The organism is Streptomyces sp. CA-106110, assembly GCF_050936285.1.
In the GTDB taxonomy this organism is placed as follows: domain Bacteria; phylum Actinomycetota; class Actinomycetes; order Streptomycetales; family Streptomycetaceae; genus Streptomyces.
Map to the genome: position 1 here is coordinate 8259801 of NZ_JBNJNB010000001.1, position 18751 is coordinate 8278551.

18 protein-coding genes and 1 pseudogene are annotated in these 18751 nt (G+C 69.2%); 11 read left to right on the forward strand and 8 right to left on the reverse strand.

All coding sequences use genetic code 11. From position 1 onward, the window contains the following. Positions 1 to 12 precede the first annotated feature (12 nt). Positions 13 to 1218 carry a PucR family transcriptional regulator gene (locus tag ACQEXA_RS38065; protein ID WP_432927252.1) on the reverse strand — a complete coding sequence of 402 codons (1206 nt, stop codon included), beginning with the start codon at positions 1216 to 1218 and terminating at the stop codon, positions 13 to 15. Between the two features lie 86 nt (positions 1219 to 1304). Here ACQEXA_RS38065 and ACQEXA_RS38070 point away from each other — a divergent pair, with 86 nt between their 5' ends. Next, the gene (locus ACQEXA_RS38070; protein WP_432939104.1) at positions 1305 to 1955 is read left to right on the forward strand and encodes a pirin family protein; all 651 of its coding nucleotides are present in this window, start codon (positions 1305 to 1307) and stop codon (positions 1953 to 1955) included. Here the strand turns inward: ACQEXA_RS38070 and ACQEXA_RS38075 are convergent. Continuing rightward, positions 1952 to 2776: a serine hydrolase domain-containing protein gene (locus tag ACQEXA_RS38075; protein ID WP_433132296.1), complete on the reverse strand. Its 825-nt coding sequence runs from the start codon at positions 2774 to 2776 to the stop codon at positions 1952 to 1954. The two genes, ACQEXA_RS38070 and ACQEXA_RS38075, sit on opposite strands and share 4 nt — an antisense overlap. A 19-nt stretch (positions 2777 to 2795) precedes the next feature. Beyond that, positions 2796 to 3266, reverse strand: coding sequence for a GNAT family N-acetyltransferase (locus tag ACQEXA_RS38080; protein WP_432927249.1), 471 nt, complete (start codon positions 3264 to 3266; stop codon positions 2796 to 2798). A 95-nt stretch (positions 3267 to 3361) separates the two neighbouring features. On the opposite strand from ACQEXA_RS38080, the gene ACQEXA_RS38085 reads away from it, so the two are divergent. Further along, positions 3362 to 3838, forward strand: a complete 477-nt coding sequence (locus ACQEXA_RS38085; protein ID WP_359399320.1) for a MerR family transcriptional regulator — start codon at positions 3362 to 3364, stop codon at positions 3836 to 3838. Further along, positions 3835 to 4851 carry an aldo/keto reductase gene (locus ACQEXA_RS38090; protein ID WP_433132298.1) on the forward strand — a complete coding sequence of 339 codons (1017 nt, stop codon included), beginning with the start codon at positions 3835 to 3837 and terminating at the stop codon, positions 4849 to 4851. The genes ACQEXA_RS38085 and ACQEXA_RS38090 overlap by 4 nt, the downstream gene beginning before the upstream one ends. A gap of 37 nt (positions 4852 to 4888) precedes the next feature. Here the strand turns inward: ACQEXA_RS38090 and ACQEXA_RS38095 are convergent, their stop codons facing one another. From ACQEXA_RS38095 to ACQEXA_RS38105, 3 genes are all read right to left on the reverse strand, one after another. Then, positions 4889 to 5740 (reverse strand): DUF4429 domain-containing protein, encoded by an 852-nt coding sequence (locus ACQEXA_RS38095; protein ID WP_432927245.1) that lies wholly within the window; start codon positions 5738 to 5740, stop codon positions 4889 to 4891. Between the two features lie 66 nt (positions 5741 to 5806). Beyond that, positions 5807 to 7024, reverse strand: coding sequence for an alpha/beta hydrolase (locus tag ACQEXA_RS38100; RefSeq protein ID WP_432927243.1), 1218 nt, complete (start codon positions 7022 to 7024; stop codon positions 5807 to 5809). A gap of 231 nt (positions 7025 to 7255) precedes the next feature. Then, a complete protein-coding gene (locus ACQEXA_RS38105; protein WP_432927241.1) occupies positions 7256 to 7897 on the reverse strand; it encodes a TetR family transcriptional regulator in 642 nt (213 codons plus the stop codon). 112 nt (positions 7898 to 8009) lie between these two features. On the opposite strand from ACQEXA_RS38105, the gene ACQEXA_RS38110 reads away from it, so the two are divergent. Together ACQEXA_RS38110 and ACQEXA_RS38115 are read left to right on the forward strand one after the other, a co-directional pair. After that, entirely contained in the window at positions 8010 to 9638 is a 1629-nt protein-coding gene (locus ACQEXA_RS38110; RefSeq protein WP_432927239.1) for an MFS transporter, read from the forward strand. A 232-nt stretch (positions 9639 to 9870) separates the two neighbouring features. Next, positions 9871 to 10179 (forward strand): annotated as a pseudogene (locus tag ACQEXA_RS38115) (small hydrophobic protein). A gap of 36 nt (positions 10180 to 10215) precedes the next feature. Here ACQEXA_RS38115 and ACQEXA_RS38120 read toward each other — a convergent pair. Continuing rightward, positions 10216 to 10986 carry a potassium channel family protein gene (locus ACQEXA_RS38120; protein ID WP_433132300.1) on the reverse strand — a complete coding sequence of 257 codons (771 nt, stop codon included), beginning with the start codon at positions 10984 to 10986 and terminating at the stop codon, positions 10216 to 10218. 78 nt (positions 10987 to 11064) lie between these two features. Continuing rightward, on the reverse strand, positions 11065 to 13812 hold the full coding sequence (gene aceE / locus ACQEXA_RS38125; RefSeq protein WP_432927236.1) for a pyruvate dehydrogenase (acetyl-transferring), homodimeric type: 2748 nt from the start codon (positions 13810 to 13812) through the stop codon (positions 11065 to 11067). 427 nt (positions 13813 to 14239) lie between these two features. Here aceE and ACQEXA_RS38130 point away from each other — a divergent pair, with 427 nt between their 5' ends. The 6 genes from ACQEXA_RS38130 (at position 14240) to ACQEXA_RS38155 (ending at position 18727) form a co-directional block, all read left to right on the forward strand. Further along, entirely contained in the window at positions 14240 to 14677 is a 438-nt protein-coding gene (locus ACQEXA_RS38130; protein WP_359399339.1) for a DUF3052 domain-containing protein, read from the forward strand. A gap of 191 nt (positions 14678 to 14868) precedes the next feature. Further along, positions 14869 to 15327, forward strand: a complete 459-nt coding sequence (locus ACQEXA_RS38135; RefSeq protein WP_432927234.1) for a peroxiredoxin — start codon at positions 14869 to 14871, stop codon at positions 15325 to 15327. A 113-nt stretch (positions 15328 to 15440) separates the two neighbouring features. Then, positions 15441 to 16016: a TerD family protein gene (locus ACQEXA_RS38140; RefSeq protein WP_359399343.1), complete on the forward strand. Its 576-nt coding sequence runs from the start codon at positions 15441 to 15443 to the stop codon at positions 16014 to 16016. 99 nt (positions 16017 to 16115) lie between these two features. Next, complete coding sequence (locus ACQEXA_RS38145) at positions 16116 to 16691, forward strand: TerD family protein (protein WP_359399344.1); 576 nt, start codon at positions 16116 to 16118, stop codon at positions 16689 to 16691. A 51-nt stretch (positions 16692 to 16742) separates the two neighbouring features. Then, the gene (locus tag ACQEXA_RS38150; RefSeq protein WP_359399346.1) at positions 16743 to 17891 is read left to right on the forward strand and encodes a DUF475 domain-containing protein; all 1149 of its coding nucleotides are present in this window, start codon (positions 16743 to 16745) and stop codon (positions 17889 to 17891) included. A 104-nt stretch (positions 17892 to 17995) separates the two neighbouring features. Continuing rightward, positions 17996 to 18727, forward strand: coding sequence for a TerD family protein (locus ACQEXA_RS38155; protein ID WP_432927231.1), 732 nt, complete (start codon positions 17996 to 17998; stop codon positions 18725 to 18727). The last annotated feature ends 24 nt before the right edge of the window (positions 18728 to 18751 follow it).

Genomic DNA, 18751 nt, shown 5'->3' on the forward strand with positions numbered 1-18751 from the left:
TCCGACAAAAGACTAGTTCTGGGGTTCCCCCTCGGTCAGCCGCCCCAGGATGAGTGCGATCCGCAACGTGAACGCGGAGCGTACATCAGACGGCGACCAGCCGGTGACATCAGTCACACGTCGGAGCCGGTAGCGCACGGTGTTCGGGTGAACGAAGAGCATCCTTGCGGCGCCTTCGAGACTTGACGCCTGTTCCAGGTAGACGCTCAGGGTTTCCAGGAGAGCCGAGCCCGCCTCTTCCAGCGGTCTGTAGATCTCCTCCACCAGTTGTTCGCGCGCGCTCGGATCTCCGGCGATCGAGCGCTCCGGGAGCAGATCGTCGGCCAGTACCGGCCGCGGTGCGTCCTGCCAGGCAGAACACGCTTTGAGGCCTGCGGCCGCGGCCTGCGCGGAGCGGGTCGCGGCGAGCAGATCGGGCACGACGGGACCGGCCACCACGGCTCCGGCGGCGAACGGACCGATCAGCGACTTGGCCACGGCGAGCGGGTTGTCGCGGCCCCCGGCGATCACCACGAGCCGGTCCCCGAGCACCCCGGTGAGGACCTGGAGCTTGGCATGCCGGGCGGCCCGCCGGATCGCCTCGACCGTCAACTCGCTGTCACCGTCGGGCGCCGTACCCAGCACCACACACACATGTTCGGGCGAGTTCCAGCCGAGCGCGGCGGCCCGGCTGACCGCCCCCTCGTCGGCCTCCCCGCTGAGCACGGCGTTGACGACGAGCGACTCGAGCCGGGCGTCCCAGGCACCGCGTGCCTCGGCGGCCTGCGCGTAGACCTGGGCGGTGGCGAAGGCGATCTCACGGGCGTACACCAGGAGCGCCTCACGCAGCACGGACTCGTCACCTGGAGCGGCCACCTCGTCGATGGCGGACTCCATCACCTCGATGGTCGTGCGCACCATCTCCACGGTCTGGCGCAGCGTGATGGCGCGGGTCAGCTCGCGCGGCGCGGTCCCGAAGACATCGGTGGAGATCGCCTGGGGCGCGTCCGGGTGCCGGAACCACTCGGTGAAGGCGGCGATGCCCGCCTGGGCCACCAGACCGATCCAGGAGCGGTTCTCCGGGGGCATCGCGCGGTACCACGGCAGGGTCTCGTCCATGCGGGCGATGGCCTGTGCGGCGAGGCTTCCGGAGGACTTCTCCAGCCGCTTCAGTGTCGCGGCGTGCGGATGGACTGAGCGCACCGCGTGTTCGGTGTGGCTGGCTTCGGGATGGGGCACGGGGACAAGACTGCCTTATCGGGCCGGGGCCGTGTGCTGGGGGTCCCGGAGGGCGGGCGCCGCGCGGGACTACCGTGGATCCCGTGATGGACGTACGGCGCGCCGGCGAGCGCTACCGCGGGGGGGATCCGGCCGCGGGGATCGAGTCCCTGCACGCCTTCAGCTTCGGTCCGCACTACGACCCCGACAACCTGCGCTTCGGCGCGGTCATCGCCTGCAACGAGGAGCGGCTCGCACCCGGCGCGGGCTTCGACGAGCACCCGCACAGCCACACGGAGATCGTCACATGGGTGGTGGAGGGTGAGCTGAGTCACCGTGACTCGACGGGCCGCACCTCGGTGATCCGGCCCGGCGACGTCCAGCGCCTGAGCGCGGCCGGTGGCGTGCGCCATGTGGAGCGCAACGACGGCGACGTGCCGCTGGTCTTCGTCCAGATGTGGCTGGCTCCGCTGGAACCGGGCGGCGATCCCGTGTACGAGGTGGTCCACGGCATCGCCGACTCCACGCCGTACGCGGTCCCGGAGGCCCGCGCGATGCTCCATGTGCGCCGCCTGGGGGCGGGGGAGCGGACGGCGGTGCCGGACGCCGCGTATGCGTACGTGCATGTGGTCCGCGGCGAAGCGCACCTGGGCGGGCATGAGTTGGGCCCGGGGGACGCGGCGCGGATCACGGACGCGAAGGACCTGGAGGCGATGGGTGTGACGGAGACGGAGCTGCTGATGTGGGAGATGGGCTAGCGCCCGCGGAGCTCCGCCAGCACCGCGTCCGTGAACGGCGTCCACGCCTCGGTCGCCCACGGCCCGAACGCGCGGTCCGTCAGCGCCACGCACGCCACCTGCGCGTCCGGGTCGATCCACAGGAACGTGCCCGCCTGCCCGAAGTGGCCGAACGTCCTCGGCGAGGACGAATTCCCCGTCCAGTGCGGCGACTTGGAGTCGCGGATCTCGAATCCGAGTCCCCAGTCGTTGGGGTTCTGGTGCCCGTACCCCGGCAGCACGCCCTTCGTGTCGGGGAACTGCACCGTCATCGCCTCGGCCATCGTCCGCGGATCCAGCAGCCGCGGCGCCTGCACCTCCGCCGCGAACCGCACCAGGTCGGCGAGGGTCGAGACGCCGTCCTTGGCCGGGGAGCCGTCCAGGCTCGTCGAGGTCATGCCCAGCGGCTCCAGCACCGCCTGGCGTGCGTACTCGAAGAACCGGATGTCCGTCGCCTTGGCCACATGGTCGCCCAGCACCTCGAACCCGGCGTTCGAGTACAGCCGCCGCTCCCCGGGTGCCGACATCACCCGGTGTTCGTCGAACGCCAGCCCGGAGGTGTGCGCGAGCAGATGGCGGACCGTGGAGCCGGGCGGTCCCGCGGCCTCGTCCAGCTCGACCGCCCCCTCCTCGTACGCGACGAGCACCGCGTACGCGGCGAGCGGCTTGGTGACCGAGGCCAGCGGGAAGCGGTGGTCGACCGGGCCGCGCGTGCCGAGCACGGTGCCGTCCGCACGGACCACCGCCGCGGCGGCGGTGGCGACGGGCCAGTTCTCGATCAGCGCCAGGCTCTGCAAGGACATGCTTCCGAGCCTATGCGGCTCACAGCTGCAGCCGCATCGAGGGGTCCGGCTTGCGTACGAAGCCCAGCGACGCGTAGAGCGGCTCGGCCTCGGCGGACGCGTTCAGGTCGACCTGCCGGACGTCCTGCTCGCGGAACCAGTCAAGCAGCCTCCCCATGCACGCGCGGGCGTATCCGCGGCGGCGGGCGTCGGGATCGGTGGCGACGCTGAAGACGTGCCCCACCCGGCCGTGCGGATTGCCCTCGCGGCCGATGCGGTACTCGACCGTCCCGGCCACCAGTGCCGCGAGCGCCCCCGGCCGCTCGGGATGGTCGATGACGAACGCCGCGAATCCTGTCCCGGGATCGGCGAGACGGCGGCGCACGGTCGGCAGGGACTCCACCTGCCACTGGGTGGCGGAACCTGCGGAGTGGACGGAGTCCAGCATCACCTGACGCAGCCGCAGCAGCTCGGCGGCGTCCTCGGGCACGGCCCGGCGTACAACACTCATGAGGCGCACGCTAGTCAGGCCGTCTGCCGGGGTCTCGCCATTTTCACCCCACTCCGCTTGCTTGGAGTCCACTCGAAGGTTTTAGCGTGGGGTGCATGACGGTGATCGAGACCTTGGCCGAGGCGGCCGACAACGGGACCGACGTCTGCTCCGTCCCGCCCCTGGGCCACCCCCGGCCCGACGGGCAGGACAGCTACACGATCAGCGAGGTCGTCGCCTTCACCGGCCTGACCGCGCACACCCTGCGCTGGTACGAGCGGATCGGGCTCATGCCGCACGTGGACCGCTCGCACACCGGTCAGCGCCGCTACTGCAACGCCGACCTCGCCTGGCTCGACCTGGTCGGCAAGCTCCGGCTCACCGGTATGCCCGTCGCCGACATGGTGCGCTACGCCGAGCTGGTGCGTGCCGGAGATCACACCTACGCCGAGCGCTACGAACTCCTGGAGGCGACCCGCCGGGACGTGCTCTCCCGGATCGCGGAACTCCAGGACACGCTCGCGGTGCTCAACCGCAAGATCGACTTCTACGCGGACGCCGGGCAGGCCCTGGCGTCGGAGAGGCCCCGATGACGGACAGCAGGATCGCCAGGGTGCGGCTCGGCGACGACGGCCCCGAGGTCGGCGTGCAGGGCCTGGGTTGCATGGGCATGAGCTGGGCGTACGGCCCCTCGGACGCCGGGGAGTCGCGCGCCGCGCTGGAGCGGGCGCTGGAGCTGGGCGTCACGCTCTACGACACGGCCGACGCCTACGGCGCGGGGGAGAACGAGAAGTTCCTGTCGCCGTTCTTCAAGGCGCACCGGGACGAGGTGGTCATCGCGACGAAGTTCGCGATCTCCTCGTCGCCGAACGAACCGTACAAGCGTGTCATCCGCAACGACCCGCCCTACATCCGTGAGTGCGTCGAGGCCAGCCTCAGGCGCCTGGACGTCGATGTGATCGACCTCTACTACATGCACCGCCGGGACGTGAACGTGCCGATCGAGGAGACCGTCGGCACCATGGCGGAGCTGGTGCGTGAGGGCAAGGTCAGGCACCTGGGACTCAGCGAGGTCATCGCCGGCGAACTACGCGCCGCCCGGGCCGTCCACCCGATTGCCGCGGTGCAGTCGGAGTGGTCGCTGTTCAGCCGGGACATCGAGGCCAATGTGGTCCCGGCGGCCAAGGAACTGGGCGTGGCCCTGGTGCCGTACTCACCGCTCGGCCGCGGCTTCCTCACGGGCTCCTTCTCCAACGCCGAGACCGACCTGACGGACCAGGACTTCCGCCGGACGATGCCCCGCTTCACCGGTGAGAACGCGGCCGCCAACGTGGCGCTCCTGGAGCCGATCAGGGCCGTCGCCGAGGCCCATGGCGCCTCTCCGGCGCAGATCGCGCTGGCCTGGGCCCAGCAGCAGGCCGCGGTGCACGGACTGCCGGTCGTCCCGATCCCGGGCACGACCAAGCGCACGCGCGTCCAGGAGAATGTGGCGGCGACGCACATCACCCTGACCGCCGCCGAACTGGCCCTGCTGGAACCGATCGCCGCAAAGGTCGCGGGCGACCGCTACCCGGACATGACGTTCGCATCGGCGGGCAGGGAGTAGCGCCGCACCCGGCGGACGGCGGAGCTCCGCCCGGAGGCTAGAGCTCCGCCAGCAACTCCGCCTTCTTGGTGCTGAACTCCTCGTCCGTGACCAGGCCCGCCTTGTGCAGCTCCCCCAGGTGGCGGATGCGCTCGGCGATGTCCGCCGGGTCCCGCCTGGCGGCGGGCACCGCGACCGGGGCCAGCCCGGCGGCCCGTACGGCGGCCAGCACCGCCGCCGCGAAGGGCAACGACTCATGCACCGGGCCGTAGCCCAGCCCGAATACCACGGAGGACGGATCCTGGTCCGGCTGAGCCGGCTGCGAAACCGCCGGCTCCCGCCGCAGCAGCCGCAGATGGCCTTCGAAGACCTCGGGGGAACGCCACTCGACCCCGCTGAGGTCGCCGACCGGGAAACTCTGGTCGCCGGCCTTCCACTTGGCGGAGGACGCGCCCGTCCAGAACCAGCGGAAGGACACCGCCCTGCCGTCGAAGGACGCCTTTCCGTCGTACGCCTTGAACTGCTGCGGCGTCCCGGGCGGATCGACCAGGAACCGCTCGGCTGGAGCGCCGTCGGCGGTCAGCAGCGAGCGCAGTTCGTCCGCGTAGTACTCGGCGAGCGCCTCCCGCTCGGCTGGCAGGACCAGCCGGTAGGGGTTGGACGCCTCCTTGAGCTGCCCGTCCGCCGCCTCCATCAGCGGGTCGGCGCCGGGCCTGGGCACCGCGTGCAGGACCACGGTCCCGCGCTTCCCCTCGGTCAGCGTCACCCCCGCGATCGCCTCCAGGGGAATACGCCGTTCGCCGAGCGCCTGGAACAGCTTCGGCGTCCGGATCCCCCGTTCGAAGCGGATGAGCACGGAGTCGGAGTCGAACTCCCAGGCGGCATGAAATCCGGCCAGTACGTCACCCATGCGGCTTATCGTATGCGGCACTTGCTCCTCCGTCGCCTCCCCCGGCAGACCGCAATTCCTGTCTTTCTATGCGCGTCCGGACGACGCCGACCCGGACAAACCCGGCTGGCAGACGTCATCATGGCGGACGCAGTCCACCGTGCGGTATGCGCCAACACCGATCGCGGCGAAGTTCCGCAGGCTCTCGGTGCCAGGTGCGAAGTAGCCTGCGTGACCCTTGGCTCCCTGCGCGGAGAGCACCCTCGCCCCGAAGGCTCGGGAGACCGGGTCGGCGCCGTGGCCGAGGCCGCCGACCTCCAGGTAGGGCACGTCCTGGATCCAGTCGTCGGCGTCCCGCATGGCCCACACCCGGGCGGTCGTGTGCAGCCCGGCGGCCGACTGGCTGCGCATGCCGGGGCTGCCGGCCACCGCCATGTCGGACACCCGGGACGGCAGTGCGTGCGCCGCCACCCCGCACACCACCGAGCCGTAGCTGTGGCAGTACAGCTGGATCGGCGAGCGGCCGGGCAGGGCGCGGACGAGGGCGTTCAGCCTGACGGCGCCCTCCTCGGCGCGCATCGCGGTCGCCGCCTCCATGCCGAGGCCGCTGGGCGCGGTGTAGTCCGCCCAGGCGATCACGGCGGTACGTGTCCGGGGGCTCGCCGCGTGCTCGGCCGCGTACAGTGACGTGGCCATGCCGACCGGGGCCGAGTACGCGCGGTAGGTGCGCTGGAAGGTGAGCAGATCGGTGTCGACACCCGGGACGACGACCGAGATCCGCTGGGCGGTGTCGAGATCGCCGAGGACCTCGGCGATACGGCCCGAGCCCTCCGGGTCGAAGGCGAGGATCTGCCGGCCCTGGCTCATCAGGGCCTCGAAGCGGTGCATGAGGCGGCCCGCCTCCCGCTGCCCGACGGACGACAGCCGGTCGTCGTGCATCCGGGCGCGCTCGACCTTGCGCTGCTTGCCGAGAGCGATCCGGTTGGCCGCGTAGCGCAGCTGCACGGGCGCCCCGTTCATGTTGCCGACCGCGAGCGGGTAGCGGTGGGCGAGCCGGGAGCGCTGGTGGGCGCTGAGCGAGGCGAAGAAATCGGCGATCCGGGCCGGGGACGCGCCGGGGTCCGGCAGCTCGCGTCCGGCGATCCTGCCGTGCTCCCACGCCGAACGCGACGCCTGGAGGGGCGTGGCGCCGCGATGGCTGCGCACGGCGGTCCAGCCGGTCGTCGCGAGCATCACGAAGACCACGCCCAGCGCAAGCAGTGCACGCCAGACGTTGAGTTGCGGGGAGGTGTCGAAGGAAGTCACTGGAAGGACACACTAGGAGAACGGGAGTGTTTCGCGTTAACCGAGTGATGCGTCTCACGTTTCTCGTACGCCAATTGCGGCAAAACGGGTGTGATTTGCGTTCGATCGTCACGGTAAGTCGATGAGGCGCACGTCACTTGGCACTCCGGGTGGCCGGATCTCACCCCGTCGGGTGCCTCCGGGCCCCTGCGCGCCGGTAATTGGCTTGACGCCCGCGGGAGGAATGCCTGGTCACTCCGTGCGCCACTGCTCGGCCAACACCGGGCGCACGGCATCGAGATACGAGGCCGTCAACTCGTGGATCGCGGCCACGCTGAGGTCCTCCCGTGCGCTCCACAGCCGTTCCGTCACGCGTATCACCCCGCCGAACACGGCCACCGCCACGCGCGGCCGTGGATCCGTGTCCACGTCGAGCCCCTCGCGCTCGGCGATCACGCGGGCGATCTCCTCCTCCAGCTCCGCCGAACGGCGCAGGTGGGTGGCGAACAGGGCCGGCGTCGACTCGATCAAGCGGTAGGTGCGCAGATGGAGTTGGACCGGGATGATCTGCTCGATGGCCTCGCCGATGCCGTCCCAGCCCTGGAGGACCGCCTGCCGCAGCGCCTCCAGCGGCGCCTCGTCGCGCGGCCGGGCGCGCACCAGGTCGACGAAGTGGGCGGCGGCGACGGAATGGGCGAAGAAGACGGCCTCCTCCTTGCCGGCGAAGTACCGGAAGAAGGTGCGCTGCGACACGTCCACGGCCTCGGCGATCTCGTCGACCGTCGTCCGTTCGTACCCCTGAGCGAGGAAGAGTTCCAGGGCGGCGCGCAGCAGCGCGTCCCGGGTGCGCTGTTTCTTGCGTTCACGCAGCCCCGGCCGCGGCGCCGTCTCCATGTGTCCTCTTTCTGTTCATCTGGCCCGTTCAGCCTATCCGGGAGTGGCGTGACAGTTACCGACATGTGAATTGGTTTGTCGATTGTCAGTGGCTGTCACTAGCCTCCACCGTATGACTAGTCAGACCACCGTCGACGCGACGGGACCGGGGGACAAGACGGCAGGCCGGCCGGCGGCGCCGTCGGACCGGACGCCCGGACGCGGACTGCGCGGCCACCCATGGTTCACCCTGATCACCGTCGCGGTCGGCGTCATGATGGTGGCCCTGGACGGCACCATCGTCGCCATCGCCAACCCGGCCATCGCCAAGGACCTCGGCGCGAGCTTCGCCGACGTCCAGTGGATCACCAACGCCTACTTCCTCGCCCTCGCGGTCACCCTGATCACCGCGGGCAAGCTCGGCGACCGGTTCGGGCACCGGCAGACCTTCCTGATCGGCGTGGTCGGCTTCGCCGCCGCCTCCGGTGCCATCGGCCTGTCCGACAGCATCGCCCTCGTCGTGACCTTCCGCGTCTTCCAGGGCCTGTTCGGCGCGCTGCTGATGCCGGCCGCGCTCGGCCTGCTGCGGGCCACCTTCCCCGCCGAGAAGCTGAACATGGCGATCGGCATCTGGGGCATGGTCATCGGCGCCTCCACCGCGGGCGGCCCGATCCTCGGCGGTCTGCTCGTCCAGCACGTCAGCTGGCAGTCGGTCTTCTTCATCAATGTGCCGGTCGGCGCCCTCGCGCTCGTCCTCGGCCTGGTGATCCTCACCGACCACCGTGCGAAGAACGCGCCGCGCTCCTTCGACCTGCTCGGCATCGTGCTGCTGTCGGGCGCCATGTTCTGCCTGGTCTGGGCGCTCATCAAGGCGCCGGCCTGGGGCTGGGGCGACGCGAAGACCTGGCTGTTCATCGGTGCGTCCGTGCTGGGCTTCGCCTTCTTCTCCTTCTGGGAGACGCGGGTGAAGGAGCCGCTGATCCCGCTGGGGCTGTTCCGTTCGGTGCCGCTGTCGGCCGGTGTCGTCCTGATGGTCCTCATGGCGATCGCCTTCATGGGCGGCCTGTTCTTCGTCACCTTCTACCTGCAGAACGTGCACGGTATGAGCCCGGTCGACGCGGGCCTGCACCTGCTTCCGCTGACCGGCATGATGATCGTCGGCTCTCCGCTCGCGGGCGCGGCGATCACCAAGCTCGGCCCGCGCATCCCGCTCGCGGGAGGCATGGCGGCCACCGCGATCGCCATGTTCGGGATGTCGACGCTGAAGGCCGGCACGGGCAGCGGTGTCATGTCGATCTGGTTCGCGCTGCTCGGCCTCGGTCTCGCGCCCGTCATGGTCGGCGCCACGGAGGTCATCGTCGGCAACGCGCCCATGGAGCTCTCCGGTGTCGCGGGCGGTCTGCAGCAGGCCGCCATGCAGATCGGCGGCAGCCTCGGCACGGCGGTTCTGGGCGCCGTGATGGCCTCCAAGGTGGACCACGACCTCGCGGGCAACTGGGCGGACGCCAAGCTGCCGCCGCTGACCGGGGCGCAGCTCGGCCAGGCCTCCGAGGCGGTACAGGTGGGTGTGGCCCCGGTGACCCCGGACACCCCGGCCGCGATCGCCCAGAAGATCACCACTGTCGCCCATGACACGTTCATCTCCGGTATGAGCCTGGCCTGCCTGGTCGCCGCGGGTGTCGCGGCGGTCGCAGTGCTGGTCGCCCTGCTCACCAAGCGGGGCGAGAACGCGGAGGCCGGCGCGGGGGCCGCGCACATCTGACGCCACCCGGGCGAGTTCGCCCTGCAGGGTGACGACGGTCGAGATCCCGCCCGGCCCGGGGCGTCACGGGTCAGGGCGGGTCACGTCCTTCGCACGGCAGGGCTTCGCGAGGCGGAGGACGGCTGGACTGCGGTGCGCTGCCGGAGGGGGGCGGCGCGCGGGCAGGACTTGGCCCGGAAAACGGGGGTACCCGCACATCAGGCCCGAACCGGCTAGAGAGTTCAGGGAGTTGATGATGGCGGGCTTCGGAAACAGTACGCGCAGGTACCCCCGTTCACGAGGCCGGATGTGGTCCAGGAGCGGGCCGGATCGCGCGACGCTGGGAATCATCGGAGTCGTCTGCGCGATCGCGGGCTTCTTCGCCCTCGGTATCGTCCTCGGTCCCGTCGCCGTGGTCTGCGGCTAGCTGGCCATGGGCCGCAGCTGGGCGGGCACGCACGCCGTCCCGGCCCTGGTGGCCCTGGTCCTGGGAGCGATCGACACCCTCCTGGCACTCATCTGGCTGGTCGGCCTGACGACCCCCGGGAACGCACTTCTCTGACCCGAGGGGCCGAAGCGGAGCGAGAGGCGGGCCCGGCTACGGCCTCGGGCCCGCCTTCTCAGGTGTGTGCGGGTGCGGCACCGAGGTCCCCGACAACGCGGCCACCTCGGCCCGCAGCGCCCGTACCTCCTCCGTCAGCGCCTCGATCGCCGCCGTCTGCCGGCGCTCCTCCACGTCGTCCTGGTCGAACCGCGCGATGAACCAGGCGGCGATGTTCGCGGTCACCACACCGAGCAGCGCGATCCCGGAGAGCATCAGCCCCACCGCGAGAATCCGCCCGAGCCCGGTGGTCGGCGCATGATCGCCGTAGCCCACGGTCGTCATCGTCGTGAAGGACCACCACAGGGCGTCCCCCAGCGTCTTGATGTTCCCGTTCGGAGACTCCCGCTCCACCGACAGCACGGCGAGCGACCCGAACATCAGCAACCCGACGACCGCGCCGGCCACGTACGTGGTCAGCTGGATCTGCGAGGCCATCCGGGCCCGCCGCCCGACCAGCAGCAGCGTCGACACCATCCGCAGCAGCCGCAGCGGCTGGAGGACGGGCAGCACCACAGCACCCAGGTCCAGCCAGTGGGTGCGGACGAACTCCCGACGGCAGGGGGCGATCGCGAGCCGTACGAGATAGTCGGTGGCGAACGCGCCCCACACCACCCACTCCGTCACCGTGCAGGCGAGCGCCAGGGTCGGGTCCGCCGGGTTGTCCACGATCGGCACGGCGTAGGCGACGGCGAACAACAGCGCGAGCGCCAACAGCGGCCGTTGGGTGCGCTGCTCCCAACGGGCTTGCGCCGACGGTTGCTCCATGGCTGCATCGTAAGGAACGCGTAAGGGCGGCGGGGCCATCGGCCCGCCGCCCTTGTCGCGGTCAGTGCGACCCCGGCCTCACGCGTCGCCGCCCGCCGCTCCCGGGTCGGCCGCCGGCACGTCGAGCAGCCGGTAGCGGTCGATCGCCTGCTTGAGCACCGAGCGGTCGACCTTGCCCGCCCTGGCCAGCTCCGCCAGAACGGCGACCACGATCGACTGCGCGTCGATGTGGAAGAAGCGGCGGGCCGCCCCACGGGTGTCCGCGAAACCGAAGCCGTCCGCGCCGAGGGACTGGTAGGCCCCCGGCACCCAGCGCGCGATCTGGTCCGGAACCGATCGCATCCAGTCGGACACGGCGACGAAGGGACCCTCGGTGCTGCCCAGCTTCTGCGTCACGTACGGCACCCGCTGCTCCTCCTCGGGGTGCAGCAGGTTGTGCTCCTCGCACTCCACGGCCTCGCGCCGCAGCTCGTTCCAGGAGGTCGCCGACCAGACACCGGCCCGCACGTTCCAGTCCTCGGCGAGGATCCGCTGTGCCTCGAGCGCCCACGGCACGGCGACACCGGAGGCCATGATCTGGGCCGGGACGGTGCCCGAGGTGCCCTCGGCGATCCGGTGGACGCCCTTGAGGATGCCCTCGACGTCCACGTTCGCGGGCTCGGCCGGCTGCTGGATCGGCTCGTTGTAGACGGTGAGGTAGTAGAAGACGTCCTCGCCGTGCGGGTGCTCGGGCGAGGAGCCGTACATCCGGCGCAGACCGTCCTGCACGATGTGCGCGATCTCGTAGCCGTACGCCGGGTCGTAGGCCACGCACGCCGGGTTGGTGGAGGCCAGCAGCTGCGAGTGGCCGTCCGCGTGTTGCAGACCCTCACCGGTCAGCGTCGTACGGCCGGCGGTCGCCCCCAGGGCGAAACCGCGAGACAGCTGGTCCGCCATCTGCCAGAACTGGTCACCCGTGCGCTGGAAACCGAACATCGAGTAGAAGACGTACACGGGGATCAGCGGCTCGGCGTGGGTGGCATAGGCCGAACCGGCGGCGATCAGCGACGCGGTGCAGCCCGCCTCGGAGATGCCGTCGTGCAGCATCTGGCCGGTCGGCGACTCCTTGTACGCGAGCAGCAGGTCCCGGTCCACCGACTCGTACTGCTGGCCGAGCGGGTTGTAGATCTTCGCGCTCGGGAAGAACGAGTCCATGCCGAAGGTGCGGTACTCGTCGGGCGCGATCAGCACGAACCGGCGGCCGATCTCCTTGTCCCGCATGAGGTCCTTCAGCAGTCGAACAAACGCCATGGTGGTGGCGATGGACTGCTGACCGGAGCCCTTCTTCACACTCGCGTACGTCTGGTCGCCGGGCAGCTGCAGCGGCTTGGAGCGCACGACGCGCGTCGGGACGTACCCGCCGAGCGACCTGCGCCGGTCGTGCATGTACTGGATCTCCTCGGTGTCCCGGCCCGGGTGGTAGTACGGCGGCAGCCCGGACTCGAGGTCCTGGTCGGAGATCGGCAGGTGCAGACGGTCCCGGAAGTGCTTGAGGTCGGCGACCGTCAACTTCTTCATCTGGTGGGTGGCGTTGCGGCCCTCGAAGTTCGGGCCCAGCGTCCACCCCTTGATGGTCTTGGCCAGGATCACCGTCGGCTGGCCCTTGTGCTCCTTGGCCGCCTTGAACGCCGCGTAGATCTTGCGGTGGTCGTGCCCGCCGCGGCCCAGGTGCAGGATCTGGTCGTCGGTCATGTGCTCGACCATCGCGCGCAGCCGGTGGTCGTCGCCGAAGAAGTGGTCGCGGATGTAGGCGCCGGACTCCGTCGCGTACGTCTGGAACTGGCCGTCCGGCGTGGTGTTCATCTTGTTGACCAGGATCCCGTCCCGGTCCTGCGCCAGCAGCGGGTCCCAGGTGCGGTCCCAGATGAGCTTGATCACGTTCCAGCCGGCGCCCCGGAAGACCGACTCCAGCTCCTGGATGATCTTGCCGTTGCCGCGCACCGGGCCGTCCAGGCGCTGCAGGTTGCAGTTGACGACGAAGGTCAGGTTGTCCAGGCCCTCGCGGGCGGCGATCGACAACTGGCCGAGCGACTCCGGCTCGTCCATCTCGCCGTCGCCGAGGAAGGCCCACACGTGAGAGCGGGAGGTGTCCGCGATACCGCGCGCGTGCATGTAGCGGTTCATCCGGGCCTGGTAGATCGCGCCGATCGGGCCGAGGCCCATGGAGACCGTCGGGAACTCCCAGAAGTCCGGCATCGAGCGCGGGTGCGGATAGCTGGAGAGTCCGTACGGGGCCTTGGACTTCTCCTGGCGGAACCCGTCCAGGTGACGTTCGGTGAGCCGGTCGAGGAGGTACGCGCGCGCGTAGATGCCCGGAGAGGCGTGGCCCTGGAAGAAGACCTGGTCGCCGCCGTCGCCCTCGTCCTTGCCGCGGAAGAAGTGGTTGAAGCCCACGTCGTACAGCGAGGCGGAGGAGGCGAAGGTGGCGATGTGGCCGCCGACCCCGATGCCGGGCCGCTGGGCCCGGGAGACCATGACGGCCGCGTTCCAGCGCGTGGCGTTGAGGATCCTGCGCTCGATCTCCTCGTTGCCAGGGAAGAACGGCTCGCTCTTGGTGGGAATGGTGTTGACGTAGTCCGTGCTGCGCATCTCGGGCACGGCCACGCGCTTCTCGCGGGCCCGCTCGATCAGACGGAGCATCAGGTAGCGGGCTCGCTCACGGCCGCGCTCGTCCACGGCGGCGTCGAGGGAGTCGAGCCACTCCTGGGTCTCTTCGGGATCGAAGTCAGGAACCTGACTCGGAAGGCCGCCAATGATGATCGGATTGCGATCGGATCCGGAAGCCACGCTGTTCCTTACCTGTCAGAGGGCCACTTTTTCCTTGTGCCTGCGCCGATCCCCATCGTGTACCTCGCGGAAGCGAAACGTCATCTCTACTGTGAGGTAACCATCACGCGGGACCGGTCTTCGGGGGACGAGCCCGACCAAAACGCAACGATACGCTCGAGTCGTGACGCGTCCCGCAAAGTCATTCGACACTCGTACCCGCGGATGATTCCGGAATGCGCAAACCGGGCAGAACGGTGTGGTGTAGATCACCCTTGGACGCGATACCGTGCCTGGAGTTGCGGCGACACGGCCAGGATCGTCACCGTTTCGACGGTCTGAACCGCCGGGTACTTGCGCGATCCGCCCCGCCCGTGTGGACTACGGCCAATGCTTCGCGTAGGCGCGTGGCTGAGATACTCACCAAGACATGATCAGGAGGCAACCCGTGAGCGCGACCGCGGACCACGCGGAGGAGCGGACGAACCCTGCCGTGAGGCTGGGGTTCCAGCCCGAGCAGGTGGTCCAGGAGATCGGCTACGACGACGACGTCGACCAGGAGCTCCGCGAGGCCATTGAGGAAGTCATCGGCAGCGAGCTCGTGGACGAGGAGTACGACGACGTCGCCGATGCCGTGGTGCTGTGGTTCCGCGACGAGGACGGCGACCTGACCGATGTGCTCGTGGACGCCACCACGTACATCGAAGAAGGCGGCTCGATCCTGCTCCTCACGCCGAAGACCGGCCGTACGGGCTACGTGGAGCCGAGCGACATCTCGGAAGCCTCGACGACAGCGGGTCTGTCGGCGTCCAAGAGTGTCAGCGTGGGCAAGGACTGGAGCGGGTCCCGACTGGTGACGCCGAAGGCGGCCAAGTCCAAGCGGTGACGCTCCGCCGGGGTGGCCGGCCGCCGAGGCGGCCGTGCCCGGGGGCGAAGCCCCCGGACCCCCTTCCGGCCTGACGGCCTCGTCCCAGCACGCCGGACGGGCTGACTCGACTCAGCCCGTCCGTGGGTCCGCTGTGATCGCTGCGTAGGGTGGTCGGCACCCGAACAGCCTCAGCGAAGGGATGCAGGCCCATGGCGATCCAGGTCGGCGACAAGGCCCCCGACTTCGAGCTCAAGGACAACCACGGCGCGACCGTGAGTCTCTCGGACTTCCACGGTCACAAGAACGTCGTCCTGCTCTTCTACCCGTTCGCCTTCACCGGTGTGTGCACCGGCGAGCTGTGCGCGCTGCGCGACAACCTGCCGAAGTTCGTCAACGACGACACGCAGCTGCTCGCCGTCTCCAACGACTCCATCCACACCCTGCGCGTCTTCGCCGAGCAGGAGAGCCTGGAGTACCCGCTGCTGTCCGACTTCTGGCCGCACGGCAACACTTCGCGCGCCTACGGCGTCTTCGACGAGGAGAAGGGCTGCGCGGTGCGCGGGACCTTCATCATCGACAGGGAAGGCGTCGTGCGGTGGAGCGTGGTCAACGACCTGCCGGACGCGCGCGACCTGAACGAGTACGTGAAGGCGCTCGACACCCTGTAATTCTCGGGTTCCAAGGCCTGCAGGCCACGGGAACCCGTCACTAGGATCGACTCGTTGATCCGATGCCAACGCACGACGGGGCTCCCCGCCCCCGGACACCAATGGAGGGACTCGTGGGAGTCAGCCTCAGCAAGGGCGGCAACGTATCCCTGACCAAGGAGGCCCCCGGCCTGACCGCGGTCCTCGTCGGTCTGGGCTGGGACGTCCGCACCACGACCGGTACCGACTTCGACCTCGACGCCAGCGCCCTGCTGCTGAACACGTCGGGCAAGGTCGGCAGCGACCAGAACTTCGTGTTCTTCAACAACCTCAAGAGCCCGGACGGCTCGGTGGAGCACACCGGTGACAACCTCACCGGTGAGGGCGAGGGCGACGACGAGGTGATCAAGGTCAACCTCGCCTCGGTCCCGACCGAGGTCGAGAAGATCGTCTTCCCGGTGTCGATCTACGACGCCGAGAACCGCCAGCAGTCCTTCGGCCAGGTGCGCAACGCGTTCATCCGCGTCGTCAACCAGGCCAACCAGCAGGAGATCGCCCGGTACGACCTGAGCGAGGACGCCTCCACCGAGACCGCCATGGTCTTCGGCGAGCTGTACCGCCACGGCGCGGAGTGGAAGTTCCGCGCCATCGGGCAGGGCTACGCCTCGGGCCTGCGCGGCATCGCGCAGGACTTCGGCGTGAACGTCTGAGCCGGCTGAAAGCCCTGTCGTCCGGCGCCGCACCGTTTGTGTGCGGCGCCGGACGCGCAGAACAACCAGAGCAGCATCATCTCGGGGAGGACCAGCAACATGGGCGTCACGCTCGCCAAGGGAGGCAATGTCTCCCTCTCCAAGGCCGCACCGAACCTCACGCAGGTGATGATCGGGCTCGGTTGGGACGCGCGCTCCACCACCGGAGCCCCCTTCGACCTCGACGCGAGCGCGCTGCTGTGCAGCGGCGGCCGGGTCCTCGGTGACGAGTGGTTCATCTTCTACAACCAGCTCAAGAGCCCGGACGGCTCGGTGGAGCACACCGGTGACAACCTCACCGGTGAGGGCGAGGGTGACGACGAGTCGATCCTGGTGGACCTCGCCAAGGTGCCCGCCCAGTGCGACAAGATCGTCTTCCCTGTCTCCATTCACATGGCCGACGAGCGTGGCCAGACGTTCGGGCAGGTCAGCAATGCCTTCATCCGTGTCGTCAACCAGGCCGACGGCCAGGAGCTCGCCCGCTACGACCTGAGTGAGGACGCCTCCACGGAGACCGCGATGATCTTCGGCGAGCTCTACCGCTATGGCGGCGAGTGGAAGTTCCGGGCCGTAGGTCAAGGGTACGCATCCGGTCTGCGCGGGATCGCTCTAGACTTCGGAGTCAACGTTTCGTAAAGCCGGGTACGGCGACGGGGGAGCCCCGTAGAGATTCGGATTGGGTAGCCAGTGCTTCTGAAAACCTTCGGCTGGTCGTTCGTGGTCACCGCGGTCGGCTTGGTCCTTGCGGTCCTCTATGGGGGGTGGACCGCTTTCGGCATCGTGGCGATCCTGTCCATCCTCGAAATCTCGCTGTCCTTCGACAACGCGGTGGTCAACGCCGGAATCCTGAAGAAGATGAGTGCCTTCTGGCAGAAGATCTTCCTCACGGTGGGCGTGCTGATCGCGGTGTTCGGCATGCGGCTGGTCTTCCCCGTGGTGATCGTCGCCATCACGGCGAAAAAGAGCCCGATAGACGCGGTCAACCTGGCGTTGACCGACAAGGATCAGTATCAGCAGCTCGTCACCGATGCCCACCCGGCGATCGCCGCCTTCGGTGGGATGTTCCTGCTGATGATCTTCCTGGACTTCATCTTCGAGGAGCGGGACATCCAGTGGCTGCGCTGGATCGAGCGGCCGCTCGCCAAGCTCGGCAAGGTCGACATGCTGTCGGTCTGCATCGCGCTGGTCGTCCTGCTGATCACGTCCTTCACCTTCGCCACCCACGCCCACCAGCACGGTGGCACGCACGCCGACAAGGCGCAGACGGTACTGATCGCCGGCATCGCCGGTCTGATCACCTACATGATCGTCGGCGGTCTCTCCGGCTACTTCGAGGACCGGCTCGAAGATGAGGAGGAGCGGGAGAACGAGGAGGAGGAAGAGGCCGTACGCACCGGCAAGGAGCGCTCGGCGGTCCTCCTGGCCGGCAAGGCCGCGTTCTTCATGTTCCTCTACCTGGAGGTCCTGGACGCGTCCTTCTCCTTCGACGGTGTGATCGGTGCCTTCGCCATCACGAACGACATCATCCTGATGGCGCTCGGCCTCGGCATCGGCGCGATGTACGTCCGGTCGCTGACGGTCTACCTGGTCCGCCAGGGCACCCTCGACGACTACGTCTACCTGGAGCACGGCGCGCACTACGCGATCGGCGCGCTGGCCGTGATCCTCATGGTCACCATCCAGCACCAGATCAACGAGGTGATCACCGGTCTCGTCGGCGTCCTCCTCATCGGCTGGTCCTTCTGGTCCTCCGTGCGCCGTAACCGCGCGCTCGCGGCGGCCGAGGGAAAAGCGGAGAGCTCGGACGCGAAGACTGAGGTCTCGTCCGGGGTGTGACGGGCTCCAGGGCGAGGAACGCTCTGTGCGGGGCGGCCGTGGGGATTCGTCCTCGACGGCCGCCCCGCGGCTGTTGAACCGTGAGTGCAGTGCAGGGGGCGGGCATGAGCTTCTGGGACGGTATGTGGCGCGGGCGCGCGACCGAGTTCGACTCGGGCAGCGCCGCGACCAACTCGATCGAGCTGACCAAACGGCACCACCGGGTCTCCCTCACCAAGCAGGGCGCGGCGACCGGAAACCTGCGTATCAACCTGTCGTGGCGGATGCGGACCTCGGACATCGGCGGCCCCGAGCGGGGCAGTCTGCTGCGCCATCCGTTCCGCCTGTTCACCCCGGAGGTCGTCCAGGCGCACACCCAGAGCATGGTCAACGTCGACCTCGACCTCGGCTGCATGTACGAGCTGTCGGACGGCACCAAGGGTGTGGTTCAGCCGCTGGGCAGCTTCTTCGGGGAGCTCAACGATCCGCCGTACATCAAGCTCAGCGGCGACGACCGGTTCGGCTCCGGCTCCGGTGAGACGATCTTCGTCAACCTCGACCACCGGGACGACTTCAAACGGCTCCTGGTATTCGTCTACATCTACGACCAGACGCCGGCGTTCGACCGTACGCACGCGGTGGTCGCCCTTTACCCCAGCAACGGCCCGCGCATCGAGATCGGGCTCGACGAACGCCATCCGCAGGCCCGCTCGTGCGCGGTCGTCATGATCGAGAACATCAAGGGCGAGCTCGTCGTCCGCCGCGAGGTGAAGTTCGTCTACGGCTTCCAGGCGGAACTGGACCGGCTGTACGGATGGGGCCTGCAGTGGGGCCGCGGGTACAAGACCAAGGCGTGAGCCGGCCCCGCCCGCCGGGGCCCC